24 protein-coding genes are annotated in these 24,017 nt (G+C 73.2%); 10 read left to right on the top strand and 14 right to left on the bottom strand.

The features are described 5' to 3' along the window. Nucleotides 1-75 precede the first annotated feature (75 nt). Together CCS38_RS04450 and CCS38_RS04455 are read left to right on the top strand one after the other, a co-directional pair. Nucleotides 76-387 carry a hypothetical protein gene (locus CCS38_RS04450; RefSeq protein ID WP_223731871.1) on the top strand — a complete coding sequence of 104 codons (312 nt, stop codon included), beginning with the start codon at nt 76-78 and terminating at the stop codon, nt 385-387. Nucleotides 388-523: 136 nt separating this feature from the next. Beyond that, on the top strand, nt 524-1,576 hold the full coding sequence (locus tag CCS38_RS04455; RefSeq protein WP_223731872.1) for an NUDIX hydrolase: 1,053 nt from the start codon (nt 524-526) through the stop codon (nt 1,574-1,576). Nucleotides 1,577-1,628: 52 nt separating this feature from the next. On the opposite strand, the gene CCS38_RS04460 is transcribed toward CCS38_RS04455, so the two are convergent. Further along, nucleotides 1,629-2,996 (bottom strand): dipeptidase, encoded by a 1,368-nt coding sequence (locus CCS38_RS04460; RefSeq protein ID WP_223731873.1) that lies wholly within the window; start codon nt 2,994-2,996, stop codon nt 1,629-1,631. A gap of 326 nt (nt 2,997-3,322) precedes the next feature. Between CCS38_RS04460 and CCS38_RS04465 the strand changes: the two genes are divergently transcribed. The 3 genes from CCS38_RS04465 to CCS38_RS04475 all read left to right on the top strand — a co-directional run bounded on the left by CCS38_RS04465 (nt 3,323) and on the right by CCS38_RS04475 (nt 6,632). Then, the gene (locus CCS38_RS04465) at nt 3,323-4,525 is read left to right on the top strand and encodes a geranylgeranyl reductase family protein (protein WP_223731874.1); all 1,203 of its coding nucleotides are present in this window, start codon (nt 3,323-3,325) and stop codon (nt 4,523-4,525) included. Nucleotides 4,526-4,647: 122 nt separating this feature from the next. After that, on the top strand, nt 4,648-5,970 hold the full coding sequence (locus CCS38_RS04470; RefSeq protein WP_223731875.1) for a sensor histidine kinase: 1,323 nt from the start codon (nt 4,648-4,650) through the stop codon (nt 5,968-5,970). Beyond that, nucleotides 5,967-6,632 (top strand): response regulator, encoded by a 666-nt coding sequence (locus CCS38_RS04475; RefSeq protein ID WP_223731876.1) that lies wholly within the window; start codon nt 5,967-5,969, stop codon nt 6,630-6,632. Before CCS38_RS04470 ends, CCS38_RS04475 begins: the two co-directional genes overlap by 4 nt. Here the strand turns inward: CCS38_RS04475 and CCS38_RS04480 are convergent. After that, a complete protein-coding gene (locus tag CCS38_RS04480) occupies nt 6,593-6,859 on the bottom strand; it encodes a DUF6332 family protein (RefSeq protein WP_223731877.1) in 267 nt (88 codons plus the stop codon). The two genes, CCS38_RS04475 and CCS38_RS04480, sit on opposite strands and share 40 nt — an antisense overlap. 178 nt (nt 6,860-7,037) lie before the next feature. Between CCS38_RS04480 and CCS38_RS04485 the strand changes: the two genes are divergently transcribed. Continuing rightward, nucleotides 7,038-7,901, top strand: a complete 864-nt coding sequence (locus tag CCS38_RS04485; RefSeq protein ID WP_223731878.1) for an SMP-30/gluconolactonase/LRE family protein — start codon at nt 7,038-7,040, stop codon at nt 7,899-7,901. 65 nt (nt 7,902-7,966) lie between these two features. Here the strand turns inward: CCS38_RS04485 and CCS38_RS04490 are convergent, their stop codons facing one another. Then, on the bottom strand, nt 7,967-8,776 hold the full coding sequence (locus CCS38_RS04490; protein WP_223731879.1) for a maleylpyruvate isomerase family mycothiol-dependent enzyme: 810 nt from the start codon (nt 8,774-8,776) through the stop codon (nt 7,967-7,969). Then, the gene (locus CCS38_RS04495; RefSeq protein WP_223731880.1) at nt 8,763-9,194 is read right to left on the bottom strand and encodes an SCO4225 family membrane protein; all 432 of its coding nucleotides are present in this window, start codon (nt 9,192-9,194) and stop codon (nt 8,763-8,765) included. Before CCS38_RS04495 ends, CCS38_RS04490 begins: the two co-directional genes overlap by 14 nt. A gap of 323 nt (nt 9,195-9,517) precedes the next feature. On the opposite strand from CCS38_RS04495, the gene CCS38_RS04500 reads away from it, so the two are divergent. Further along, nucleotides 9,518-10,750 carry an ROK family protein gene (locus CCS38_RS04500; protein WP_223731881.1) on the top strand — a complete coding sequence of 411 codons (1,233 nt, stop codon included), beginning with the start codon at nt 9,518-9,520 and terminating at the stop codon, nt 10,748-10,750. 192 nt (nt 10,751-10,942) lie between these two features. After that, the gene (locus tag CCS38_RS04505) at nt 10,943-11,248 is read left to right on the top strand and encodes an SHOCT domain-containing protein (protein WP_223731892.1); all 306 of its coding nucleotides are present in this window, start codon (nt 10,943-10,945) and stop codon (nt 11,246-11,248) included. A 65-nt stretch (nt 11,249-11,313) separates the two neighbouring features. On the opposite strand, the gene CCS38_RS04510 is transcribed toward CCS38_RS04505, so the two are convergent. Both CCS38_RS04510 and CCS38_RS04515 read right to left on the bottom strand, forming a co-directional pair. Continuing rightward, nucleotides 11,314-11,823 carry an ATP-binding protein gene (locus tag CCS38_RS04510; protein WP_223731882.1) on the bottom strand — a complete coding sequence of 170 codons (510 nt, stop codon included), beginning with the start codon at nt 11,821-11,823 and terminating at the stop codon, nt 11,314-11,316. A 308-nt stretch (nt 11,824-12,131) separates the two neighbouring features. After that, nucleotides 12,132-12,416 carry a hypothetical protein gene (locus tag CCS38_RS04515; protein WP_223731883.1) on the bottom strand — a complete coding sequence of 95 codons (285 nt, stop codon included), beginning with the start codon at nt 12,414-12,416 and terminating at the stop codon, nt 12,132-12,134. Between the two features lie 242 nt (nt 12,417-12,658). Here CCS38_RS04515 and CCS38_RS04520 point away from each other — a divergent pair, with 242 nt between their 5' ends. Continuing rightward, complete coding sequence (locus CCS38_RS04520) at nt 12,659-13,852, top strand: PLP-dependent cysteine synthase family protein (protein WP_223731884.1); 1,194 nt, start codon at nt 12,659-12,661, stop codon at nt 13,850-13,852. A gap of 88 nt (nt 13,853-13,940) precedes the next feature. Here CCS38_RS04520 and CCS38_RS04525 read toward each other — a convergent pair whose 3' ends face one another. Continuing rightward, entirely contained in the window at nt 13,941-14,414 is a 474-nt protein-coding gene (locus CCS38_RS04525) for an SRPBCC family protein (protein ID WP_223731885.1), read from the bottom strand. 84 nt (nt 14,415-14,498) lie between these two features. Continuing rightward, nucleotides 14,499-15,341, bottom strand: coding sequence for a DeoR/GlpR family DNA-binding transcription regulator (locus tag CCS38_RS04530; protein WP_223731886.1), 843 nt, complete (start codon nt 15,339-15,341; stop codon nt 14,499-14,501). Nucleotides 15,342-15,524: 183 nt separating this feature from the next. On the opposite strand from CCS38_RS04530, the gene CCS38_RS04535 reads away from it, so the two are divergent. Continuing rightward, complete coding sequence (locus CCS38_RS04535; protein ID WP_372456986.1) at nt 15,525-17,975, top strand: hypothetical protein; 2,451 nt, start codon at nt 15,525-15,527, stop codon at nt 17,973-17,975. On the opposite strand, the gene CCS38_RS04540 is transcribed toward CCS38_RS04535, so the two are convergent. From CCS38_RS04540 to CCS38_RS04565, 6 genes are all read right to left on the bottom strand, one after another. Further along, nucleotides 17,945-20,386 carry a right-handed parallel beta-helix repeat-containing protein gene (locus CCS38_RS04540; protein ID WP_223731887.1) on the bottom strand — a complete coding sequence of 814 codons (2,442 nt, stop codon included), beginning with the start codon at nt 20,384-20,386 and terminating at the stop codon, nt 17,945-17,947. The genes CCS38_RS04535 and CCS38_RS04540 overlap by 31 nt on opposite strands. Before the next feature lie 200 nt (nt 20,387-20,586). Beyond that, complete coding sequence (locus tag CCS38_RS04545; RefSeq protein WP_223731888.1) at nt 20,587-21,180, bottom strand: Rv1733c family protein; 594 nt, start codon at nt 21,178-21,180, stop codon at nt 20,587-20,589. A 260-nt stretch (nt 21,181-21,440) separates the two neighbouring features. Continuing rightward, nucleotides 21,441-21,881, bottom strand: a complete 441-nt coding sequence (locus tag CCS38_RS04550; RefSeq protein WP_223731889.1) for an ATP-binding protein — start codon at nt 21,879-21,881, stop codon at nt 21,441-21,443. Beyond that, nucleotides 21,875-22,771, bottom strand: coding sequence for an MEDS domain-containing protein (locus CCS38_RS04555; RefSeq protein WP_223731890.1), 897 nt, complete (start codon nt 22,769-22,771; stop codon nt 21,875-21,877). Before CCS38_RS04555 ends, CCS38_RS04550 begins: the two co-directional genes overlap by 7 nt. A 166-nt stretch (nt 22,772-22,937) precedes the next feature. Next, the gene (locus tag CCS38_RS04560) at nt 22,938-23,762 is read right to left on the bottom strand and encodes an MOSC domain-containing protein (RefSeq protein ID WP_223731891.1); all 825 of its coding nucleotides are present in this window, start codon (nt 23,760-23,762) and stop codon (nt 22,938-22,940) included. Nucleotides 23,763-23,828: 66 nt separating this feature from the next. Next, nucleotides 23,829-24,017 (bottom strand): DUF6643 family protein (locus CCS38_RS04565; RefSeq protein ID WP_372456987.1); only part of this gene is annotated, 189 nt, incomplete at its 5' end.

Consider the following 24,017-nt stretch of genomic DNA (forward strand, 5'->3'; position numbering starts at 1 on the left):
TTGCCGCACCCCTCGCCCGCCCCGACGCTCCCCTCAAGCAAGCACATTCCTGAACCGTGCGAGAGGCGGTGCCCCATGACGAACGCGCAAATGTGGGCCCTGATCATCGGATTCGTCTCCCCCCTTCTGATCTCCGTCGTCAACCGTCCCCAGTGGAGCAGCGCCGCCCGCGCCTCCGTGCAAATGGCCGTCTCGGTCCTCGTCGGCCTCGGCAGCGCCTATTTCGCCGGCGACTTCGCGGGCAAGGACGTCATCAGCAGCATCCTCATCGCCTCCGTATCCGCCATCAGCGCCTACAAGGGCATCTTCAAGCCCACTGGTGCCTCTCCCACCCTGGAACGCCTCACCTCACCGACTCCCCGCACCTCACCGGCTCCCCGCGCCTGAGCGCGCCGGGTGGTGGGCTCCGGCGTGAGGGGTTGACAGCGGCGCGGACCGGCCGTGCGGGAGCGGCCGTCCGTGGCGCGTTTCCGTGGCAGGGTGTTGCGGGCAACTCACAGGGGTCGAGGGATGAGGGGGAACCGTGATCGTCTGGCTGAACGGCGCGTTCGGTGCGGGCAAGTCCACAGCGGCACAGGAACTCTTGGACCTGCTCCCCGGAAGCACGCTCTACGATCCCGAACTGGTCGGCCGTGGGCTGAAGGAGATGCTTCCGGCCAAGCGGCTGGACGATGTCGACGACTACCAGGACCTGCCGTCCTGGCGCAGACTCGTCGTCGACGCGGCCGCCGCGCTGCTCACGGAGGTACCGGGTCCGCTGATCACGCCGATGACGCTGCTGCGGCAGGAGTACCGGGACGAGATCTTCGGCGGGCTGGCCGCGCGCCGTATCCCCGTGCGACACATGCTGCTCCATGCGGAGGAAACGATCCTCCGGGAGCGGATCGCGCTCCGGGACGAGCCCGTACGGGAGGAGTGCCCGCGGGACGGGTCCACAGGGGAAGAGCCGGTGCGTGAGCGGAGCCTCGCGCAGCTGGAGACCTACCAGCAGGCGCTGGACTGGATCCGGGGCGACGCGCACGTCATCGACACCTCGGACCTCGGGCCGCGGCAGACGGCCGAGCGCATCGCCGAGGCCGTACGGACCGGCGGCGGCGCCTGCGACATCGTCCAGACACCCGAACCGACCGCCGAGACCCTGGCCGCCGGCGTACTGCTCTTCGATGAGGAGGACCGGGTACTGCTGGTGGACCCGACGTACAAACCCGGCTGGGAATTTCCCGGCGGGGTCGTGGAACCGGGCGAGCCGCCCGCCCGCGCCGGCGTACGGGAAGTGGCCGAGGAACTGGACATCCGGCTCCCCACGATGCCGCGCCTGCTGGTGCTCGACTGGGAGGCACCGGTGCCGCCCGGATTCGGCGGGCTGCGGCTGCTGTTCGACGGCGGGCGGCTGCCCGACGAGCAGATACGGGACCTGCTGCTGCCGGGCTCGGAGCTGCGCGACTGGCGGTTCGTCACCGAGGACGAGGCCGAGTCGATGCTGCCGCCCGTGCGCTGGAACCGCCTGCGGTGGGCCCTGCGCGCCCGCGCACAGGGACGCCCGCTCTATCTGGAGGCGGGCGTTCCTGTGGGGTGACGCCCCGGGCGGCAGGCGGGCCGGGTCCGGCCCGCCCCCACCGTCGTACGCTCTACGCCCCCGCCTTGCTCCCCGCGTACCGCTGCAGGAACAGCGCCTCCGCCAGCGACAGGCGCTCCAGCTCCTCCGGGGACACGCTCTCGTTCACCGCGTGGATCTGCGCCTCCGGCTCGCTCAGCCCGATGAGCAGGATCTCCGCCTCCGGGTACAGCGCGCCGAGCGTGTTGCACAGCGGGATGGAGCCGCCCATGCCGGCGGACTGCATCTCGGTGCCGTCGTACGCCTCGCGCAGCGCCGCCGCCATCGACTCGTACGCCGGGCTGCCGAGGTCGGCGCTGAACGGCTGGCCCTGGCCGATCTGCTCGACCGTGACGCGGGCGCCCCAGGGCGCGGCCGACTCCAGGTGCGTGGTGAGCAGCTTGGTGGCCTCGGCGGCGTCCTGGCCCGGCGGCACCCGCAGGCTCACCTGCGCCCGCGCGCTCGCCTGTACGGACGGGGTGGCGCCGACGACCGGCGGGCAGTCGATGCCGATGACGGTGACGGCCGGGCGGGCCCAGATGCGGTCGGCGACGCTGCCGGAGCCGATCAGCTCCACGCCGTCGAGCACCTTGGCGTCCTTGCGGAACTCCGCCTCGTCGTACTGGAGGCCCTCCCACGTACTGTCCGCCGCCAGCCCGTCGACCGTGGTGGAACCGTCCTCCGCGCGCAGCGAGTCCAGAATGCGGATCAGCGCGGCGAGCGCGTCGGGCGCGGCGCCGCCGAACTGCCCCGAGTGCAGATTGCCCGCCAGCGTGTCCACCTGTACGCGCAGCATCGTCATGCCGCGCAGCGAGGCGGTGACCGTGGGCAGGCCGGCGCGGAAGTTGCCGGTGTCGCCGATCACGATGGCATCGGCGGTGAGCAGGTCGGGGTGGGCCTCGGCGTAGCGCTCCAGGCCGCCGGTGCCCTGCTCCTCCGAGCCCTCGACGATCACCTTGACGTTGACCGGTACGCCGCCGTGCTCCTTGAGCGCGCGCAGCGCCGTCAGGTGCATGATCAGGCCGCCCTTGCAGTCGGCGGTGCCGCGGCCGTACCAGCGGCCGTCGCGCTCGGTCAGCTCGAAGGGCGGGCTCAGCCAGGCGCTCTCGTCCAGCGGCGGCTGCACGTCGTAGTGCGCGTACAGCAGGACGGTGGGGGCGCCGGCCGGGCCGGGCAGGAAGCCGTAGACGGACTCGGTGCCGTCCGGCGTCTCCAGTACGTCGACGTCCTCGAAGCCCTCGGCCCGCAGCGCACCCGTTATCCACCGGGCCGCGGCCTCGCACTCGCTCTTCGGGAACTGCGCGGGGTCGGCGACCGACTTGAAGGCCACCAGCTCGGTCAGTTCGGCCCGGGCGCGGGACTGCAGCGCGGCGACGGTGGTGGCGAGCGGGCTGTCAGGCATGGGAACGCTCCTTGTGGGCGCGACGTTGTCCTGTCGGGGCGGCTTCCGCACGGGTCCGCCGGGGCCGGGCTCCGCCGTGCTCCGAGGGAGGAGCCGGGGTGCCGGGGGCGGCGCGGATCCCGTCCGGTGAGCATGCGTACGTGACGCGTCCTGCGTAGGGGATGGTGCCTCCGATCTTCCCACAGGCACCTCCGCGATCAGCGAGCCGTAGGATGCGGGCGGTACGCGCACGGCACGGGCGGTACGCGCAACGGTGCGGGCGGTACGGCAGCCAGGGATCCATGCCAGGGATTCGTACCAGGGATCGATCGGGAGTAGCAGCACAGGTGAGCAGCGAGAGCGCAGACCAGGACGGCCGGAACGTGTGGGACGTGGTGGTGGTCGGCGCGGGGCCTGCGGGCGCCTCGGCGGCCTATGCCGCGGCCTGTACGGGACGCCGCGTACTCATCCTGGAGAAGGCCGAACTTCCCCGGTACAAGACCTGCGGCGGTGGCATCATCGGCCCCTCGCGCGACGCGCTGCCGCCCGGCTTCGACCTGCCGCTGCGGGACCGCGTGCATGCCGTGACGTTTTCCCTGAACGGCAAGCTGACGCGGACGCGCCGCTCCCGGCAGATGCTCTTCGGCCTCATCAACCGCCCCGAGTTCGACGCCCAGCTCGTCGAGTCCGCGCAGAAGGCGGGCGCCGAGCTGCGTACGGGCGTCACGGTCAGCCGCGTCGAGCAGCACGGCAGCGCCGTCCCCGACCGCCGTACCGTCGCGGTCGTGCTGAGCGGCGGCGAGACGGTGCTCGCGCGCGCCGTGGTCGGCGCGGACGGCAGCGCGAGCCGGATAGGCGCGCACGTCGGGGTCAAGCTCGACCAGGTGGACCTCGGCCTGGAGGCGGAGATCCCGGTGCCGCCGACGGTCGCCGAGGACTGGGCGGAGCGGGTGCTCATCGACTGGGGGCCGATCCCGGGCAGTTACGGGTGGGTCTTCCCCAAGGGGGACACGCTGACCGTCGGCGTGATCTCCGCGCGCGGCGAGGGCGCGGCCACCAAGCGGTACCTGGAGGACTTCATCGCACGGCTGGGGCTCGCGGGCTTCGAGCCTTCGATCTCGTCCGGGCACCTGACGCGCTGCCGCGCCGAGGATTCGCCGCTGTCCCGGGGCCGCGTGCTGGTCTGCGGCGACGCGGCCGGGCTGCTGGAGCCGTGGACGCGCGAGGGCATCTCCTTCGCCCTGCGGTCGGGCCGGCTGGCGGGCGAGTGGGCGGTGCGGGTTGCCGAGGCGCACGACGCGGTGGACGCGCGCCGCCAGGCGCTCAACTACGCCTTCGCGATCAAGGCCGGACTCGGCGTCGAAATGGGCGTGGGCCGCCGGATGCTCGCGGTCTTCTCCCGTCGCCCGGCCCTCCTGCACGCCACGATCACGGGCTTCCGCCCGGCGTGGAACGCCTTCACGAAGATCACCCGCGGCACGACCACCCTGGCAGAACTCGTCCGCACCCACCCGCTGGCCCACCGGGCGCTTTCGGCACTGGACCGCTGAGGGGCGGGGCGGGGGCCGATCCCCTGCTCCTCTCCGTACTCCCCACGTACTCCCCACGGAGTACCGGCCGGCACCGCGCCGGGCGGACGCCCCGGGCGCAGGGGGCGGGCTAGCGTGGCGGCATGGACAAGGGACGGCCGTCGTGGCGGCGGCACTGCCTCGGACGGCTCGGGCCCGCGCGCGGGCGCTGGTCCGTGGCTCCGGGCGCTGAGCGGTCGCCGGACCCGCTGCCCGACGGCGGCACCGCGCGGCGCCTGCCCTGGCGTTCGACCCTGCTGATCGCCGTGTTCGTACAGGTCGGTACGCGCTTTGCCGCGCACGGGCAGCCGGACCGGGCGGCCCTCGACGGTGTTGCGGAGTTTCTGCTGCTCGCGGGCTCCCTCCTGCTGCTCGTACGGCATCGCTTTCCGCGCGCCGTCGCGTTCGGCACCGCGGCCGCCGCGCTGCTCTACCTCGGTGGCGGGTATCCGTACGGTCCGGTCTTCCTGTTCGTCGCGGTCGCGTACTTCGCCGCTGTCATGGCGGGGCGGCGCGTCGCGGCCTGGAGCGCGGTGGGGCTGCTGTGGGCCGGGCACCTGCTCGTCGCGCACTGGCTGTACCGATGGCTGCCGCCGGCCGGGGACGGCGCCGCGCCGTGGGGACAGGAGCTGATCGTCGCCGCCTGGGTGGTGGCGATCGTCGCCGCGTCCGAGCTGGGCCGCGTACGCCGCGAACAGCTCGCGCACGCCCGGGCCGAGCGCGCCGCGGCGGAGCGGCGCCGGGCCGACGAGGAACGTCTGCGGATCGCGCGCGAGCTGCACGACGTCCTCGCGCACAGCCTCTCCGTCATCAACGTCCAGGCCGGCGTCGGTTTCGCCCTGCTCGACGACGACCCCGAACAGGCGCGCACGGCCCTGACGGCGATCAAGGGAGCCAGCAAGGAGGCGCTCGGCGAGGTCCGGCAGGTGCTCGACACGCTGCGCGCGCAGGGGCGGGCACCCCGGTCGCCGGCGCCCGGACTGGCCCGGCTGCCGGAGCTGACCGAGCAGGCGAAGAGCGCGGGGCTGGACGTGGCCGTGTCGGTCGAGGGCCGGGTGTCCGGGCTGCCGCCGGGCGCGGACCTCGCGGCCTTCCGTATCGTCCAGGAGGCGCTGACGAACATCGTCCGGCACTCCGGGGCCCGCAGCGCACGCGTGCACCTGGCACGCGAGGCGGACGCCCTGCGTCTCCGCGTCGACGACGACGGGCCGGCCACCGGAGCGGGATCGCCCGGCGGCGGGAACGGCCTGGTCGGCATGCGCGAACGCGCCGCCGCGCTAGGCGGCGAGGTCCAGGCGGGCCCGCGCGCGGACGGCGGCTTCACCGTGCGCGCCACGATCCCGCTGCGGGGGAGCGGTGGCACCGGCGGGAACGACGGCGGTACGGCGGCCCGTGCGGCGGGCGAGGACGAGGAGGAGAGCGCGTGATCCGGGTACTGCTCGCCGACGATCAGGTGCTGGTGCGGGCCGGCTTCCGGGCGCTGCTGGACGCGCAGCCGGACATTGAGGTGGTCGGTGAGGCCGCCGATGGTGAGGAGGCGCTGACGGCCGTACGGGAGCGGCGGCCCGATGTCGTCCTCATGGACATCCGGATGCCGGTCGTGGACGGACTGGCCGCCACCCGGCGGCTCACCGGGGACGAGCGGCTGACCGGAGTGAAAGTGGTCATGCTGACCACCTTTGAGCTGGATGAGTACGTGTTCGAGGCGATCCGCTCGGGCGCCTCCGGGTTTCTCGTGAAGGACACCGAGCCGGACGAACTGCTGCGTGCCGTACGCGCCGTGGTGGCCGGTGATGCGCTGCTGTCCCCGGGAGTGACCCGGCGGCTGATCGCCGAATTCGCCGCCCGTTCGAAGGAACCGGCAGCTGCGGAGGGGCTGGCTCAACTGACCGAGCGGGAGCGGGAGGTGATGGCCCTGGTCGGCATGGGGCTGTCCAACGAGGAGATCGCGCGCCGGCTCGTCGTCAGCCCGCTCACGGCCAAGACGCACGTCAGCCGCACGATGGTGAAGCTCGGGGCCCGGGACCGGGCCCAACTGGTCGTGCTGGCCTACGAGTCGGGGCTCGTGCGCCCCGGCTGGCTGGGCTGACGCCACCGCCACAGGACCCGCACCACCCGGTGGACGAAGGCCGCGCCGCCGATCAGCGCGGCAGCCATGAGCCAGGAGCCGCGCCAGGAGGCGGGCAGCACGTCCCAGAGGACGGGCGCCGCGCAGATCAGGAAGGCGAGGACGCCGGCGAGCGCACCGGTCACCACGGCGAAAGCGATCTCGACGGTGACGGCGTCCCGTTGGGCCTGCGAGCGGGTCGGAGACACGGCGCGAGTCTGTCATGCGCACGGGATTGCCGCTGCCCTCCGGCCGCTCATAAGCTGAGCGCTTCCGGCCGGTCACCGGCCGCAACCAGCGCATGCACGGCAGTGGCGCACGCCTCGTGCCGCAGCTGCTCGCGCCGGAGGAGCCGGAAGAACTGGTGCCGGGAGAAGGCGAGCGGTCATGAGGCAGTGGGACGTTGCTGTGCGGTCGGGTGCGCGGCTCGGTGAGGGGCCGACGTGGGACGCCGCGCACGCGCGGCTGGTCTGGGTGGACATCCTCACCTGTCGGGTGCACACGTACGACCCCGCCACCGGGCGCCGCACCGTCATGGTCACCGAACAGCACGTGGGCGCCGCGAAGCCGCGTGCGGCAGGCGGTCTGGTCGTCAACCTCCGGGACGGAGTGGGCCTCTACGACGCGGCCGGGAAGTTCTCCTGGCTGGTCCACGAGGCGGTGCCCGGGCGGCGCGGCAACGACGCGGCCGTGGCGCCCGACGGAGCGCTGTGGGCCGGGACCATGCCGTACGACGAGGCGCCGGGCGGTGGCACGCTGTCCCGCGTCGCCCCGGACGGCAGCACGGAGCGAGTGCTCTCGGACGTCACGGTCAGCAACGGCATCGGCTGGAGCCCGGACGGCCGGCTGATGTACTACATCGACACCCCGACCCGGCGGATCGACGTCTTCGACGCGGGCGCCGGAGGCGGGGCCGCCGCGGGGCAGTTCGCACACGGCCGGCGCCCCTACGTGGAGATCGAGCAGGGCGCCGGCTTCCCGGACGGGCTGTGCGTGGACGCGGAGGGCTGTGTCTGGGTGGCGCTGTGGGACGGCGGGCAGGTGCGCCGCTACACGCCCGACGGCGTCCTCGACCGTACGGTCGAACTGCCCGTCCGGCGCCCGACGGCCTGTGCCTTCGGCGGCCGTGACCTCACCGACCTCTACATCACCACGGCGCAGGAGGACACGCCGCGGCATCCGCTGGAGGGCTCGGTGCTCGTCGTCCCGGGCGCGGGCCAGGGGCTCGGGCAGCCGGCCTTCGCGGGCTGAGGGTCGAGGCCGTCCGTGCTCCGCACGGGACCCGCGGGCCGGTCGCCGGCGCCCCACGGCCGCGATCAGATCGCGAACAGCTCCTGCCAGAGCCGGGGGAAGGAACCGTCGCCGCCGAGCGTCACCGTCACCGCCTCCGAACTCTGCCACGGCAGGCGGTTCCACAACATCGCGTAGAGGTCCGCCGCGGGGCCTTCGAGCACACAGTCCGGCGCGGGGCCGGCCGCCGGGCCCGCCGTGCCGTCCTCGTCCCCGGTCGCCGTCTCCCGCTCGATACGGGGCGGCGCGTCCGAAAGCCGCACGCGCCAGGCCGCGTTGCCCGTGCCGGCGGCGCCGGGCGCGTCCGTGGTGCGTATATACAACTCCTTCTCGGGCGCCGTGCGCGCGCGAGCGCGGTCACTGGCGAGGAAGCCCATCAGCATCTCGTCGATGCCGTCCGCGGCGAACGCGGGGTCGACGGCGGAGAAGCCGGCACCGAGCGCCGCTTCGGCGTCGATGCGGTGTATCGCCGTCTCATGAGCCTGTCGGCGGGCCCAGAACGCCAGCGGCGAAGGGGCGGGCAGGAAGGTCCAGCAAGCCAGGTCGGCCGGGGCTGCCGCCAGCGCCGCGACCAGGGCGGCATGGCCCTCGCGCACCCATTCCACCAGCGCCGTGCCGTCCAGGTCGGGCGCCTCGGGCGGCCGCACGCGCCCGTCCGTCGCCTCCGTGACATATCCCGTCGCCCAGCGGTGGACGCGGCCGATGTGCAGGAGCAGGTCGCGGACCTGCCAGTCGGGACAGGACGGGACCGAGGCGTCGGGGCCGGCCTTGTCCGCGGCGTCCGCCAGCAACTGGCCGTCCCGGCGGAGCATTTCGACGAATTCAGTGATCTCCATACCAACGAGTGTCCCAGCCGCCACTGACAATGGGCTTGGGTGCGGCCGGTCGGCCGCGCAGCGCGCGGTGGACCAGACCCAGCAACAGCGCGTTGACCAGCGCCGCGAGACCGATGGTCGCCATCGAGTACCAGGCGGGAGCACCCGCGTCGCTCCACATCGCATCCCCCGCGAACCACAGCGGGAAAAGCGTCGGGGAGGTGAGCAGCGCGGCCCAGACGCCGGACATCGAGGCGTCCGGGTGGTCGACGAAGAGCGAGTCGACGACGGCGAAGACCACCGCCGCCGCGACGAGGGTCAGGTAGATGCAGGAGAGAGCATTGCCGAACGTCAGCCGCGCCGCGTCACGCAGCCAGGGAGCCGGGTGCGCCCGCTGCCGGGGCGTCTCGGGGTCGCGGTGCCGGAGTATCGCCTTCATGTGTCCCCCCAGGGGCGGTCCATGTGCAGATGCAGAGGTACGTGTCCAGTCGTACGTGCTCCGGGCGGGACGGACATCCGTGTTCGTACTCACATCCGGGGGTCCGTACTCAAGTATCGAGCCGGAACCGTGGGCTGTCAGTGCGTGATTCCGGCCGCATGGGCGCCGGGTCGGCCGTGCCCCTCTCGGGACGAGCGGTCGGGTGGCCGTACACGGTGCGGGCGCGGGGGTAGCGTCTCGGTGTGCGGCGCGCGACCGGCGGATTTCCGGGAGGCGGCGGGCCGTGTTTTGTTCACATCGGATACAAAGTCAGAATGGACGGCGTGACCCACACTCGGACGACCAGGCTGGAGCGGGGCCGTGGCGCGCTCGGGCCCGCGCTGGAGCTCGTACACACCGGGCGCGCGCCGACGCGTGCCGTGCTGACCTCCGAACTCGGCGTGACGCGCGCGACGGCCGGTGCGGTGGCCGCCGAGCTCGAAGCGCTCGGCCTCATCACCGTCGACGCGCACCCGACCGCCGCCGCCGGCACCCAGGGGCGCCCCTCGCACCGGCTGTTCATCGCCGACCAGGGGCCCGTCGTGCTGGCCGTACAGATCCACGCCGACGGCTACCGGGTCGCCCTGGTGGGCCTCGGTGGCCGGATCGTGGCCACCACGTCGGGATGCGGCACGATCCCCGCCGACCCGGCGCGCATCCTGTCCGAGGCCGTACGCGCCGGTTCCGGGCTGCTGCGCGACTCCGGACGGCAGTGCCTGGGTGCCGGGCTCGCCGTGCCCTCCGCGGTCGCCGAGCCGGACGGTGAGGCGCTCAACCCCCTGCACCTCGCCTGGCCCGCCGGCGCCCCCGTACGGGCGCTGTTCCTCCAGGCGCTGGCCGACGCCAAGGTGCCGGGCGTCACCGAACACGTCGGCTTCAGCGGCAACGACGTCAACCTCACGGCCCTCGCCGAACACCGCCACGGCGCCGGGCGCGGCGCCCGCGACCTGCTGTGCGTGGCCTCCGGCCACCGCGGGGTCGGCGGCGCGCTGGTACTGGACGGCCGGCTGCACAGCGGGAGTTCGGGCCTGGCCCTGGAGGTCGGGCACCTCACCGTCAACCCGGAGGGCGCCCCCTGCCACTGCGGCAGCCGCGGCTGTCTCGACGTCGAGGCGGACCCGCTCGCTTTCCTCAGTGCCGCGGGCCGTACGCCGGGCCCCGAGGGCTCACTGCTCAAGCAGGCGACGGATCTGCTGCGCGAGGAGTACGCGGACGCCTCCGTACGGGCCGCCGGGGAGCTGCTGATCGACCGGCTCGGCCTCGGTATCGCGGGACTCGTCAACATCCTGAACCCCGACCGCATCATCCTCGGGGGGCTGCACCGCGCGCTTCTGGAGGCCGACCCGGAGCGGCTGCGGGCCGTCGTGGCGGATCGCAGCCTCTGGGGGCGCAGCGGCGGCGTACCGATACTGCCGTGCACCCTGGACCACAACGCCCTGGTGGGCGCGGCCGAGCTGGCCTGGCAGCCGGTACTGGACGACCCATTGGTCGTCCTGGAGGGCGAGCGCACCGGCTGACACGACCGAGCAGGGGCCTACGGCATTCCCGGCCGCGCGTCGACACACGGCTCGGCGCCGCCGGCCCCATTTCAGGGCGTACTCCCCAAGAGGTACGCCCGCTGCCGCTGTCCGTACGACGACGGGAGGCGTCCGGCGGATCAGGCTCGAAGGGAACGCGGAAACGGCGTGATCTTCGAGGAGCTGATCATCATGGACGTCCTGGCAACATCCTGGTCCGGCGGCGGTCCCGGGCCCTGGATCCTGTTCTTCCCGCTGCTGTGGGCGGTCGCCGTCATCGGCGTGGTCACCCTGCTGCGGCGCACCGTATGGCGCGGACGGGGCCCCTGGCAGCGGTCCGGCGCGGCCGCGGAGACCGGTACCGGCCCGTCGCCCCTCTCCGTGCTCGGCCACCGGTTCGCGTCCGGTGAGATCGACGAGGACGAGTACTGGCGGCGGCTCTCCGTCCTGTACGAGCAGTTCGGCACGCACGGCAAGGGCAGGGGAGGCGCGACGTGAGCGTGCCCGCTGCCCGGGTGGTGCGTACGGACGGCTGAGCGCCCGGCCCCTCGGGGACCGGGCGCTCAGCCCACTCGTGCGCCGCGTGCGGCTGTGCGCACTCCGCTGCTCGCTTCGGCGCGCTCCGTCTCGGGCGGTTCCGGCAGACACGTGAGTGCGTGGCCCGGCTCCTCGCGGCCACGGGTGAGCGCCGGGAGCGTGAACCACACGACCTTGCCGGTGTCCTCCGGACGGGCGCCCCAGCTCTCGCTCAGCTCCGCGATCAGGGTCAGCCCGCGGCCCCCGGTATCCAGCGGACCGGCCGCCGCGGGCCGCGGCAGTCGGGGATCGAGATCGCGTACCGACACCGTCAACTGATCCAGTAGGACCGACAGTTCGACCGTGCACTGCTTGCTGGGCAGGGCGTGCTGATGGACGTTGGCCAGCAGCTCCGTCACCCCGAGCGTCGCGGGGTCGATCAAGGCGTCGAGACGCCAGTAACGAAGCTGTGCCGATACGATTCTGCGCATCTGGCCGATGCGTGCCGGCAGGGCTTGGAGCTCCACCGCGCAGTGCCTGCTGGGCTGCCTGATCACGACCGCGACTCCCCTGATGAGGCCGGGCGCGCCCGCCGCTACGGAAACGCGAGGACCGGGTCCGGCGATGTCCCATTCACCCTGAGTCACCAGTGGTCGACTCTTGGTGATGCGAGTCAGTCCAGGGTCGGCCCGCGTCCGTACTCCCGCAACCGCAGAGGGTCCGCAACCCCAGCGCGTCCCACCGGTCTTCACCCGAATGCAGTCGCAGTGCCGCCGCCCGCGGACCCGTACGGTCCCCGCGCGCGCTCCTGTACGGCCCGCAGGCGCGGCCGTCCGGGCGTATCGTCCGCCGCTCCGGCACGGCGTCAGGTGCGGGCGCCGGCGGCCCGTACGGCGTCCAGGAAGCGCTCGGGGGCGCCCATGGTCAGGGAGTAGCGATTGCCGTTGAGCGTGGCGAATGCGCGGTCCCGGGCCAGCAACCGCGGCCGGTGGGCCTGGACCGACGTCAGCGGTGCGCTGTCGATCTCCTTGCCGTAGCTCGTCAGCAGTGCCAGCCTGCCGTCCCTGATGATGACCTGACCCGCTCGGGTCAGCGACCGCAGCCAGCGCTCGATGCGCACACCGGTCGCGTTGAACTCCGGCTCCCTCATGGAGCACCGCCTCCTCACACCCATGGCAGCGGGCAACGGCCCGCGTCCTTCATGAAGTCTGCCCGGATCGCGGCCCGGGCACCAGTTCCCCTGGTCGTGAGCCTGCGAACACCTGTACCCCGAGGGCTCCTTGGGGTTGCTCAAAGGGTCATTTATGCAGGTGAGCAGCGTGTGGAGGATGGTTATGATCGAGCTGGGCCCGGCGGTCACGGCGGGCCGGGACGACCGCGAGGAGCACGTCGATGAGTACCGCACAGCACACGGACGGGCGGGACGACGGCCTCGTGGGTGCCGGCGACCGGTCCTGCGATCTCCCGGCGGCCCCCGAAGGCGCGCCCCTGCCGACCCTTGATGTGGACCGCACCGACTCCGATTACCGCGGCTGGCTCAAGGAAGCCGTGCGCAAGGTCCAGGCGGACGCCAACCGCAGCGCCGACACCCACCTGCTGCGCTTCCCGCTGCCCGAGCAGTGGGGCATCGACCTGTACCTGAAGGACGAGTCGACGCACCCCACCGGCAGCCTGAAGCACCGCCTCGCCCGCTCCCTCTTCCTCTACGGGCTGTGCAACGGCTGGATCCGCCCCGGCAAGCCGGTCATCGAGGCGTCCAGCGGCTCCACGGCCGTGTCCGAGGCGTACTTCGCGAAGCTGATCGGGGTGCCGTTCATCGCGGTGATGCCCGCGACGACCAGCCGCGAGAAGACCCGCCTGATCGAGTTCCACGGCGGCACCTGCCACCTGGTCGCCGACCCGCGGACCGTGTACGACGTCTCCGCCCGGCTCGCGGCCGAGACCGGCGGGCACTACATGGACCAGTTCACCTACGCCGAGCGGGCCACGGACTGGCGCGGCAACAACAACATCGCCGAATCGATCTTCCAGCAGCTGCGCCTGGAGCGGTACCCGGACCCGGCGTGGATCGTGGCCACCGCGGGCACCGGCGGCACCTCGGCGACCATCGCCCGCTACGTGCACTACATGCAGCGCGACACCCGTGTGTGCGTCGCCGACCCGGAGAACAGCTGTTTCTTCGACGGCTGGCTCAATGGCGACGCCGAGACGGACTGCCGCACCGCCTCCCGCATCGAGGGCATCGGGCGGCCGCGGATGGAGCCCAGCTTCGTGCCCGGCGCGATCGACCGGATGATGAAGGTGCCGGACGCGGCGAGCGTGGCCGCCGTACGGGCGCTGGAGACCGCCATCGGGCGCAAGGCGGGCGGCTCGACGGGCACGGGGCTGTGGAGCGCGCTGAAGATCGTCTCCGAGATGGTTGCCGCGGGCCGTACGGGCTCGGTGGTCACCCTCCTGTGCGACCCCGGCGACCGCTACCTCGACAAGTACTACTCCGACGCCTGGCTGGCCGAGCAGGGGCTGGACATCGCGCCGTACGCCCGGACCCTGCAGACCTTCCTCGCCGAGGGCACCTGGCCGGCGTGAGAGGCCCGCTGCGGGCTCGTCGGCGGGGCCGGGCCGCCCGGGCCCCGGCGCGTCGCTCACGCCCGCTCAGGCGCCGCCGCAGCGTCGTTCACACGCCGACGAGGCGCCGGTCCAGCTGCCGCATCGAGTCGCGGAACGCGCGGCCCAGCATCGGGCGGCTCAGCTGCATCATCGAGCGGAACGGCGCGGGGCCGTCGGCGGCGAACGTCCAGCGCACGAGCGTGCCGCCGGGCGCCGGGGTGAGCCGCCAGTCCTCCAGCAGGGCGCGCAGGCCCGGCGCGTTGGTCTCGTCGACGCGGTAGGCGTAGTGCTCCGGGCGCTCGGCGGCCAGGATGCTCTCGTGGAAGCGGGTGCCGCCCGTCAGCCGGACCGAGCGGCCCTTGCCGCCATCGGTCGGGGTGATCCGTGAGACCCCGGTGAACCACGCGCACCAGGAGCCGACGTCGTCCGCGAGCGCGGCGTACACCGCTTCGGGGGGCGCGGAGATCTCGGCCGCGAAGACCATCCGCAGCGGCGCGGACTCGGCGAAGTCGAGCCCGACAGGGCTCAGTCGGTGCGTCATGGGACGAGCACCCCCTACACACAGTGATGAGGTCAGGACCGACCGTCGAACATTCCGGCGTCGCACACCATAGCTGGGGCCTCGTCAGATGTCTGCGTCGTCTTCCGGCTCACCGGCCACCACCAGCCGCGGCGGCAACTCCGCGAACTCCGCCCGGACGTGCGCCGGCAGACCGGGGTCGGTGACCAGCACGTCCACCTGGTCCAGCGAAGCGAACGAACTCAGGCCCACCGTGCCCCACTTCGTGTGGTCCGCGACCACCACGACCCGGCGCGCCGACCGCACGAAGTGGCGGTTGGTCTCCGCCTCGGCGAGATTCGGCGTCGACAGTCCTGCCTCGACCGATATGCCGTGCACCCCGAGGAACAGCGCATCGAAGTGCAGCGAGCGGATCGCGGCGTCGGCCACCGGGCCGACCAGCGTGTCCGAAGGCGTCCGCACGCCGCCGGTCAGCACGACCGTGGCCGCTCCGGGGCGCGGGCCGCCGGCGCCGGCCGCCGCCCGCTGCGCGGCGTAGAACACATCGGCCACCCGGACCGAATTCGTCACCACGGTCAGGTCCGGCACGTCCAGCAGCTGATGGGCCAGCGCGAACGCCGTCGTGCCGCCCGCCAGCGCGATCGCGCTGCCCGGCGCCGCCATCTGGGCCGCCGCCTCGGCGATGGCCTCCTTCGCCGACAGCTCCAGAGAGGACTTCGCCTCGAACCCCGGTTCGTGCGCGCTCGGCTCGCTCACGGGGACGGCGCCGCCGTGCACCTTCTCCACGACACCCTGGCGGGCCAGCGCGTCCAGGTCCCGACGGACCGTCATGTCCGAGACACTCAGCTTGCGGGTCAGCTCATTGACGCGGACGCCGCCGCGCCGCCGCACCTCATCGAGGATCAGGGCACGCCGCTGCTCGGCGAGGAGGTTCTGGTTGTCACTCACCCGGCCTGTCCCTTCGTCCCGGCTCACCGCGCGCCCCAGGTCACGAAAGCGCTGCTGTTCGGGGACATCCTCGCACGAGGCACTGACAGTGACTGCCCGGACCGGATGAGGTGAATGCGGCGCTCCGGCGGGCAAGAAAGAATCCGGGACGCACATCGAAGTACGGACATCGGGGGAAGCACAGTGGACACTACGTACCGGTCCGCGCCCGCAGACACAACGGACCCCAGCGGGGACGAGGACGCCGCCGCGCACAGACCAGGCCGGATCTCCCTCGAACTGCTGGTTCACGGTGTCGGCGGCACCACACCCGCGGAGATGCTCGACGACCCCCGGGTCGTGCGCGTCACCGGTGACGACACCGCCGCCATCTACCGCCGCGCCACCGACGCGGACGCCGAGGAGCGCCCCGCCGACGAGCGCGACGGCGACCCCGAGGAGCCGGTCCGCGAGGCGTACTGCTGGTCCAACCTCACCTCGGGCAACGGCAGCCGCGCCCTCTGGCTGATCCTGCTGCCCTTCATGGTGGCGAACCTCGCGCACTGGATGCGTCCCGCTGCCCCGCGCGGCCACCCTGCCCAGCGCCTCTACGACGTCCTCGTACGCATCCTCGCGCTCACCCTCACGGTGCTGCTGGCCGCCGGGGCCTGCGAGGTGGCCCTGGACCTGCTCGCCTGGCAGTGCGCGGGCAGCCTCTCGTGCTCGGCGGACCGCTCCTGGCTCGGTTTCCTCAGCACCGCGCACGACGGCTGGTGGAGCCTGCCGGGCCGCCGCCTCGTGGTCGCGAGCGCCTTTCCGCTGCTCCTCGTGGGCCTGCTGTGGTGGCTCTCGCACCGCACCTGGAGCGCGTACGAGTCCGCCTCCCCGCCGCCGCGCCGCCCCGGCACCTCCCGCGACACACCGCCCTCCGAGCGCCCCACGCTGTGCCTGGACGGCTTCTGGTACGGCCGCCGGGTCGTCGCCCGGCTGCGCTCCGCGCACGCCGCGGCGGGGCTGCTCACCATCGCCACCGCGCTGCTCCTGACCGCGCACGACGCCGACAGCCGGCCGGGCGCCGACGTGTGGCTGCGCTGGACCGGGTACGCACTGGCCGCGCTGGTCGCCGTCCTCGCGGTGCTCAGCGTGGTCATCGTCTGCCGCACCGCGCGCAGCGAGGCGGAGCCCGACGTGGAGACCGACCGGCCGGTCGTCAGGTGCCTTCCGTACGCCGCGCTCGCCGCGCTGGCCCTGATCGCCGTGCACACCGCCTGGGCGCGCCCCGGCTGGACCTCCGCCGGTCACCTCCCGGGTTCCGGTGCCTTCGGGATCGTCGCCGTTCTTCAGGGCGCGCTGGTCGTCGGGCTGCTGCTGACCGCCGGGGTGCTCCAGCGTGCCGCGCGGGGCACGGAGCGCACCGCCCTCGCGGGCCTGGCCGGCGCCTCCGTGGCGCTGCTGGCCTGCGCGCTGGGCGGCGTGCTCACCGGGGGAGTGGCGCAGCGCACCGCGGACTGGCTGGACCGCGGCGCGACCCCGGGCGACGCGCACGCCCCGATGGCCGGCCCGCCCGTCCTGCTCTCCTGGCAGGCATCGGTCATCCCGGTGCTGCTGATCGTCGTCCTGTTGCTGGTCGTGGCGGCCGGCTTCCAGGTGCTCGCCGTCCGCCGCGAGGTCGTCCCCGACATCCCCGGGCTGTACGAGAACGAGGAGAAGCCCGACGCGCAGCGCACCAAGGGGATCGCGGGCACCATCGCGCGCGCGGGGCTCACCGACCGGGCGCCGGTGCTGATCGGCGTGATCACGGCCGTCACCTTCGTGCTCGGTACGGGCGCGGTGCTCGGTGCCCGGCTCACGGGCCTGCCGCCCGGCCGGGCGCTGGACGGCGCGCCCGCCTTCGTGGACGCCGTCGCCGAGACGGCACAGGCGCTCGGCTCCTGGCTGATGGGCGCCGGCGTCGTCCTCCTGCTCGCCATGGGACGCCGCGCCTACAAGGACGCCTCGGCCCGCCGCACCATCGGCATCCTCTGGGACGTCGGCACCTTCTGGCCGCGCGCCGCGCACCCCTTCGCGCCCCCGTGCTACGCCGAGCGGGCCGTCCCGGACCTGACCTGGCGGATGGCCACCTGGACCGAGACCCACGACGGGCGGCTGGTCCTCTCCGGGCACTCCCAGGGCAGCGTCCTCGCGGCCGCCGCCGTCTGGCAGCTGGACCCGGTGACACGCAGCCGGGTCGCGCTGCTCACGTACGGGTCGCCGCTGGAGCGGCTCTACGGACGCTGGTTCCCGGCGTTCTTCGGGCCCGCCGCGCTCACCGGACTGCACCGCGAGATGGACGCCTGGCGCAACCTGTGGCGGTTCACCGACCCCATCGGCGGCCCGGTCCGCCTCACCTGTGAGGACGGCGCGGCGATCGACCGGGGGCCGCTGCGCGACCCGCTGGTCTTCGGACGCACCCTCCAGCACCCACTGCCCGCCCAGACCCTCGGGCACGGCGACTACCAGGCCGACCCGGAGTTCGGGACGGCCCGCGCCGAACTCCTCGCCCATCTGGCGCCCGGGATACCGCAGCAGCCCGGCGAGCCGGACGCCGAGCGGGACGCCGGCCCGGGGGAGCGGCCCGCCGCTTCTCAGGGCAGCGCCGGCAGGTCCTCGGAGTAGAGGTGCGTGAGGTCGTCGGTACTCGGGTCGGGGAGCTGCGACACCCGGCCCGCGTGCCGTTCGACCATTGCCTCGAACGTCTGCCGGGCGGTGCGCCCGTTGCCGAACGACGGCCCCTTCGGGAGCGCGGTGAAGTACTTCAGCAGCGCTTCGGAGGTGCCGTCGGCGAGGTGGTACTCCTGCTCCTCGGCCTGCTGCCCGACGATCCGCAGCAGCTCCTCGGGGTCGTAGTCGCCGAACTTGATGGTCCGCGAGAAGCGGGAGGCGACACCGGGGTTGACCGCGAGAAAGCGCTCCATCTCGGCGGTGTAGCCCGCCACGATGACCACCACCGCCTCCCGGTGGTCCTCCATCAGCTTGACCAGGGTGTCGATCGCCTCGCGCCCGAAGTCGCGCCCGGAGTCCTCCGGGGACAGCGCGTACGCCTCGTCGATGAAGAGCACCCCGCCGCGCGCCCGGTCGAACGCCTCCTGAGTACGGATGGCCGTCGACCCGATGTGCTCGCCGACCAGGTCCACCCGGGAGACCTCCACGAGGTGGCCGCGCTCCAGTACGCCCAGCGATGCCAGGATCTCGCCGTACAGCCGCGCGACGGTGGTCTTGCCCGTGCCGGGGGAGCCGGTGAAGACCAGGTGGCGGCGGACCGACGCGGCCTTCAGGCCCGCCTGCTGCCTGCGCCGCCCCACCTCGATCATGTTGATCAGGCTGCGCACCTCGCGCTTGACGCTGTCCAGGCCGACGAGCGTGTCCAGTTCGCCCAGGACCTCCTCCGAGGGCCGGGTGTCCGGGACCGGCTCGGCGGGCGTCTGCGGCGCCGTGGGCGCCGCGGGGGCGCCGCCCAGCAGGCCGGCCGTGCCCGCGGGCTGCGCGGCCGTCACAGGCGCCACAGCGGCCGTCGGCGAGGGCACGCCGGACGGCACCGCCGCGGCCGCCGGCTGGGTCACCCGGCTCTCGTCGCTGGTGCAGTCCACCGCCGTCGGCCCGTCCTCGGCGAACTCGTACCCGCCGCGCGCGCACCGCTCCGTACGGCACCGCGTCAGCGTCGTACGGCAGCCGTCGATCACATGGAAGCCGTAGCCGGAACTGCCCGTGACGCGGCAGTTGTGGAAGGTGCCGCGGCCCTCCGCTGACACGTAGAAGCCCGCTTCGGCCGGTGTGCTGACCGTGCACCGCTCGATGTTCGGGTCGGCGCCCTTGGTGACGATCACGCCCGTCTGGGTGTCCTCGATCGTGCAGCCCGAGAGCGTGCCGCCGCTGCCGTGGTCGCGGAACCACGCGCCGGTCGCGGCCTCCCGGATGCGGCAGTCGTCGAGCTGTACGGTCGCACCGTCGCTGACCGAAACGGCGGTGTTCCGTACCTGCGCGAGATCGGAGTCGACCACATCGGCGCGTGAGCCGCGGTCCAGCACGAAGAGTGCGTCCGGCACGTCGTGCACCCTGGTCGAGTCCAGCACCGCCGTTGCGCCGTCGCTCACCCACACCGCCGGGTAGTCGCCCGTACTGTCGTGGATCTCGCACTGGTTGGCGTCCACCCGTGTGCCCGGGTCCCATACGGACAGGCCGTTGCGCCCGAAGTGCCGCACCCGGCTGCGGGTCAGCGTCAGCACCGAACGCGACCGCAGGTCCAGCGCGTTCTCAGGTATGTCGTGGATGTCGCAGTCGGCGACCGTGAGCACCGCGTCCGTGTCCAGGGTGACGCCGTCCGCCGAAGTGCGGTGCACCGTGCAGTCGGTGAGGTGTCCAGTGGCGCGCGAGGCGACCTGCACGCCCGCGCCCTTGATCTCGTACAGCTCGCAGCCGACCGCCTCGACCGCGCTGCCCTCGCCGTTCACCGCCAGGCCGGCGCCGCTCGTGTGGTGCACCCGGCAGCGCTCCAGCCGCGGATGCGCCCCGCCGCGCACCGCCACGCCTGTCTGCCCGGCAGCCAGTACCTCGCAGTCCTCGAAGACGCCGCCCGCCCCGTCCAGCACGCTGATGCCCACGCCGCCCGGATTGTCGACCGTGCAGCGCCGCACCGTGGGCCGGGCGCCGCCGCGCACCTCGATGCCGGTCGCGGACCGCGTCACCACGCGCAGCCCCGTGAGCTCCGGTGCGCCGTCCTCCACCAGGAGGGCGGGCGCCGCCGAGTCCTGCGCCTCCACGTGCAGGTCCTGGAGGGTCGCCGAGGCCCGTACGGTCAGCGCCACGCCGTCGGCGGGCGCGATCCGCACCGAGCCGCGCGCCCCGTCGGGCCCGCGCAGCGTCACCGCCCGGCACAGCACGAGGTTCTCCCGGTACGTGCCCGCCGCGACGGTCAGCACATCGCCGTCCCCGGCTGCTTCGAGGGCGGCGGCCAGGGAGCTGTACTCCCCTGTGCGACGCCGCCAGCGCGACGTCCCGGAGTGCGTGACCTGGACCGAGCCCTGTGCCATGGCGATGTCGTGCCCCCACCTCGTGCGGCTGTTCTCCGGCCCGCGGTGGTACGCGCGGATATGTCCGCGTACGGGCTGCGCAGGCCCCAGCCGAGCGGCTGGCTGCACCACCGTAGCGCGCTCGGCGTACGGCAGTTGACGTGGTCGCCACCTCGTCCTACAGACGGTGACGCACTCCGCACCCTGCGGGCGGCGCGTGCTCAGCTGCCGGCGCCGGCCCGTCCCCAGTCCTGGCCCGCGCGCTCCCACGCCTCGTCCCAGCGGCGGTAGCGGTGGTGCATCAGCCGCCACAGCACCAGCCTGCGGCAGCCCTCGACCGTGGCGCCGGCCAGTGCCGCCGCGCCCAGGCCGGCGAGCACTGCATGGGAGTTCGCTGTCGTGACGTCCATCGGGCGGGGCATGACCCGGCCGCGGCCGTCGGTCCAGATCCGGAAGCGGTCGCCGGGCACCACCGGACGCGGCGCCGCGACGACCCCGATGTGCCGGCTGCCGTCCACGCCTCGCCAGTTGGCCAGAACCTTGCGGTGCGCGTCGCGCTGGGTGGCCGTCTCGGGGTCGGGGTCCACGGGGGGATGCGGCAGCAGCCGGTCCACCTGCACCCGCACCAGGTGCCGTTGGGCGTGCTGGGTCCGTACGGTCTCCAGAAGCGTGTCGCCGGCGGTGCGGGCGGTCGTCCAGCCGGCCGCCGAGGCCCCGAACACGATCAGGAGGGCGGCGCCCAGCGCCAGCCACGCCTCGGCGAGATCGGTCCTGCGCCGCAGCGGATTGCGCCGCCAACGCCACAGTCCACTCATCGCTCGCACGGTCCGGCACCCCCTTCCGCGTCCGTAACTACCTCATTCCGGGCCCTTCATGCGCGGTGTTCATGAAGAGCGAGCAAAATCACGGACTCGTACGGACCGCCACTCTATCGCCGCCATGGGTGGTGGACGTGGGTGGCGGGCGTGCGGCGGAGGGGCCGCGAGAGGGCCGCAGGCGCGCGCGGGGCGCCCGTGGGTGCCGGAAGCCGCTCAAGAGCGTCCAGCGGCCGTCCAGGGGCTTTCGCGGGGGTGTTTCAGTGAACCCTTACCGCCAGTGTGACCACCGCGCCGGCCGCCGTGCCCGCGGCGATCGACAGCCGGTCGGCGACCAGCCGCGCCATCCACAGCCCGCGCCCCGTGGGCGCACCGTCCAGGCCCGGCAGCAGCTCGGGGATGACGGCCTCCGTGAAGCCCGGGCCCGAATCGATGACCAGGCACTCCAGTTCATCGCCGACCCGGCGCAGGACCAGCCGGCCGCTGCCGCCCGCGTGCTCGACGGCGTTACCGGCCACCTCGTCCACCGCCAGCACGAACTCCCCGCGCCGCGGCTCGGCCAGGCCCTCACGGGCCGCGCACTCCTCGACGAGCAGCCGCACCTGCGGGAGCAGCCGGGCGGTGAAGCGCCGCTGCAGTAGGTACTTGACACTCGGTTCGTCGCCGGCGCTCTGAGAGCGAGCGGACTCGGGGATCAGCACGGTCGCGTCACCTCCGACAGCGTCAGCCGCGAAATCGAAGCCGCTCCAAGCCGCTGGAGCGTGCGGAGCTGTACCGGATCGGCCCGGACCTCGACCCGGGAGAGGCTGTTCGCCTCCTGGACGAGCGTGAGGAGGCCGGTGGCGCAGCCGACCGACAGGAAGTGCAGCCGGCTCAGGTCCAGGGTGAGCCGGCCCGCAGCCGCGCCCTGCGCCAGGGCGAGCTCCAGGGAAGTGAGGAAAAGCCGCTTCGTCGCGGTGTCGGCCTCGCCGACGAAGCACAGCGCGCCGTCCGGGGTCCGCTCCGTATGCAGCGCGCCGAGCTGTTCGAGGAGGTTACGGGGGTGCGCCTCAGCCATGGCGGTCAGCACCTCCGGCGCGAACCAGCGTCGGTCGTACGCGCAGATCTCGCTGTACGGGCGGCCCTTGAAGAGCTCGTCGGCGTTCGACTCGCGGTGCATCATCGTGTGCACGTCCGCGCCGAGTTCCGGCACCCAGTGCATGTCGATGAACGCCCGCAGGCCCGTGTACCCCTCCGCGACGGCCTGCGCCGTCTCCTCGCGCAGCCGGCTCCACTGCCGGTCGGCCGTGAAGGCCGGATCGGGGCTGATGAGCCGGCGCATGCTGCTGAGCACCAACTGGCCCCTGATGCGGGCCGTCGCCGTCGTGCGGTTGGGGAAGTCCAGTCGCGCCAGCACCTCTTCCTCGGGCAGCCCGGGACGCGGAAAGACGATCACCCGCTCGCCACGGGCCAGGCCGAGCCGAGTGAAAGCCGTCAGAACGTCCCAGCGGATCTCGTCGTCGTCGTAACTGACGAAAGCGTGATCGCCGGGGCGCATCTGATGCACCGGGATGACGCGATCGCGCGCCGAGTCCCCGGCAGGAATGGGCACGTGAATCTCCCTGTCGCCACCGCAATACGGTCACCATATGCAGCCTGGACAGGCCCCCGCAACGCGCTGGTCGAGGGCAGCACCGCCGGGCCGGCGGGGGCGGTGCGCCGCGGTGTACGGAAACCGCGGAAATGGGGTGGCGGCTGGGTAAGAACACGGGCTGACGTCAGCTCAGGACCTCGAAGGGGTCGCCGGCACGGAGCGTGCCGCGCGACTCGGGTATGAGGTTCTGCCCGAACACCAGGTCGTCGCCGAAGCGGCGGTGGCGGGCCAGCGTGCGCAGCGGCTCCTTGCCGCGCTCGGCGGTGCGCTGGTCGGTGGTGGTCACCACGCAGCGGCCGGAGGGCTTGGCGACCCGGAAGGTGATCTCGCCGATCCGCACCCGCTGCCAGTCGTCCTCGGCCCACGGGGCCGTGCCCTCGATGACGACGTTCGGCCGGAAGCGGTCCATGGGCAGCGGGCCCTCGTCGGCGTGGTCGCCCTGGGCGATCAGGGAGTTGAGCGCGTCCAGCGAGGACGACGTCGTGAGCAGCAGCGGGAAGGCGTCGGCGAAGCTCACCGTGTCGCTGGGGCGCGCATAGTCCTGGCGCACGGACCGGCGCACAGCAGGGTCGTCCATGTGAACGAGCGTGACCTCGGCGCCCAGATATGTGCTGAACCACTCTGCGGCCTCCGCGGACGCGGGCACGGCGTCCACCTTGTCCCGCCAGACCTGCACCGGCACGGTCGTGCCGGGGGCAGGAACCTCCACGGACAGGTCCTGCATCCCCGGCGCGCTGAGCCCGATTCCCCCGTCGGGCCGCGCCTCCGCGACGGCCAGGGCCAGCCGCGGCCGGGACCGCTGCGTGACATGCCGCCGCTCCTCGTCGACCAGCAGCCAGCGCCGGTCCCCGGCCAGGCCCCATGGCTCCACGGCGGCCGAGCCGGGGGAGGTCCCCGCTAGAGACTTCACCGGGTACAGCTGGAGGGCACGGAGGCGCGAGTTCGGCATGTGCCCATCCTGCCAGCAGGGTCGGACATTTGACCGGGCGGTCGGACAGTTGGCCGACCGGGCGGGTCAGTAGCCCCGCGGGTGCTGCGGGCGGCCGTACGGATCCTCGTACGGAGCGGGGCGCGGCGCGACCGGGGCCGCCGGGCGCATCGCTTCGTACCCCGTGCTCATCGGGCGCCGCGGCTGCTGCTGGCCCGGGTATCCCTGCGGGCCGGCGGCCTGCTGCGGGATGTAGGGCGCGGGTGCGGGCTGCAT

It is taken from the genome of Streptomyces purpurogeneiscleroticus (assembly GCF_020024005.1).
Classification (GTDB): Bacteria; Actinomycetota; Actinomycetes; order Streptomycetales; family Streptomycetaceae; genus Streptomyces; species Streptomyces purpurogeneiscleroticus.

Excerpts from the sequence above, each read along its gene's own strand:
- CCS38_RS04450 (WP_223731871.1), top strand. The coding sequence starts at position 76 with ATGACGAACGCGCAAATGTGGGCCCTGATCATCGGATTCGTCTCCCCC.
- CCS38_RS04460 (WP_223731873.1), bottom strand. The coding sequence starts at position 2,996 with ATGCCTGACAGCCCGCTCGCCACCACCGTCGCCGCGCTGCAGTCCCGC.
- CCS38_RS04470 (WP_223731875.1), top strand. The coding sequence starts at position 4,648 with ATGGACAAGGGACGGCCGTCGTGGCGGCGGCACTGCCTCGGACGGCTC.
- CCS38_RS04485 (WP_223731878.1), top strand. The coding sequence starts at position 7,038 with ATGAGGCAGTGGGACGTTGCTGTGCGGTCGGGTGCGCGGCTCGGTGAG.
- CCS38_RS04490 (WP_223731879.1), bottom strand. The coding sequence starts at position 8,776 with ATGGAGATCACTGAATTCGTCGAAATGCTCCGCCGGGACGGCCAGTTG.
- CCS38_RS04495 (WP_223731880.1), bottom strand. The coding sequence starts at position 9,194 with ATGAAGGCGATACTCCGGCACCGCGACCCCGAGACGCCCCGGCAGCGG.
- CCS38_RS04505 (WP_223731892.1), top strand. The coding sequence starts at position 10,943 with ATGGACGTCCTGGCAACATCCTGGTCCGGCGGCGGTCCCGGGCCCTGG.
- CCS38_RS04515 (WP_223731883.1), bottom strand. The coding sequence starts at position 12,416 with ATGAGGGAGCCGGAGTTCAACGCGACCGGTGTGCGCATCGAGCGCTGG.
- CCS38_RS04520 (WP_223731884.1), top strand. The coding sequence starts at position 12,659 with ATGAGTACCGCACAGCACACGGACGGGCGGGACGACGGCCTCGTGGGT.
- CCS38_RS04525 (WP_223731885.1), bottom strand. The coding sequence starts at position 14,414 with ATGACGCACCGACTGAGCCCTGTCGGGCTCGACTTCGCCGAGTCCGCG.
- CCS38_RS04540 (WP_223731887.1), bottom strand. The coding sequence starts at position 20,386 with ATGGCACAGGGCTCGGTCCAGGTCACGCACTCCGGGACGTCGCGCTGG.
- CCS38_RS04545 (WP_223731888.1), bottom strand. The coding sequence starts at position 21,180 with ATGAGTGGACTGTGGCGTTGGCGGCGCAATCCGCTGCGGCGCAGGACC.
- CCS38_RS04560 (WP_223731891.1), bottom strand. The coding sequence starts at position 23,762 with ATGCCGAACTCGCGCCTCCGTGCCCTCCAGCTGTACCCGGTGAAGTCT.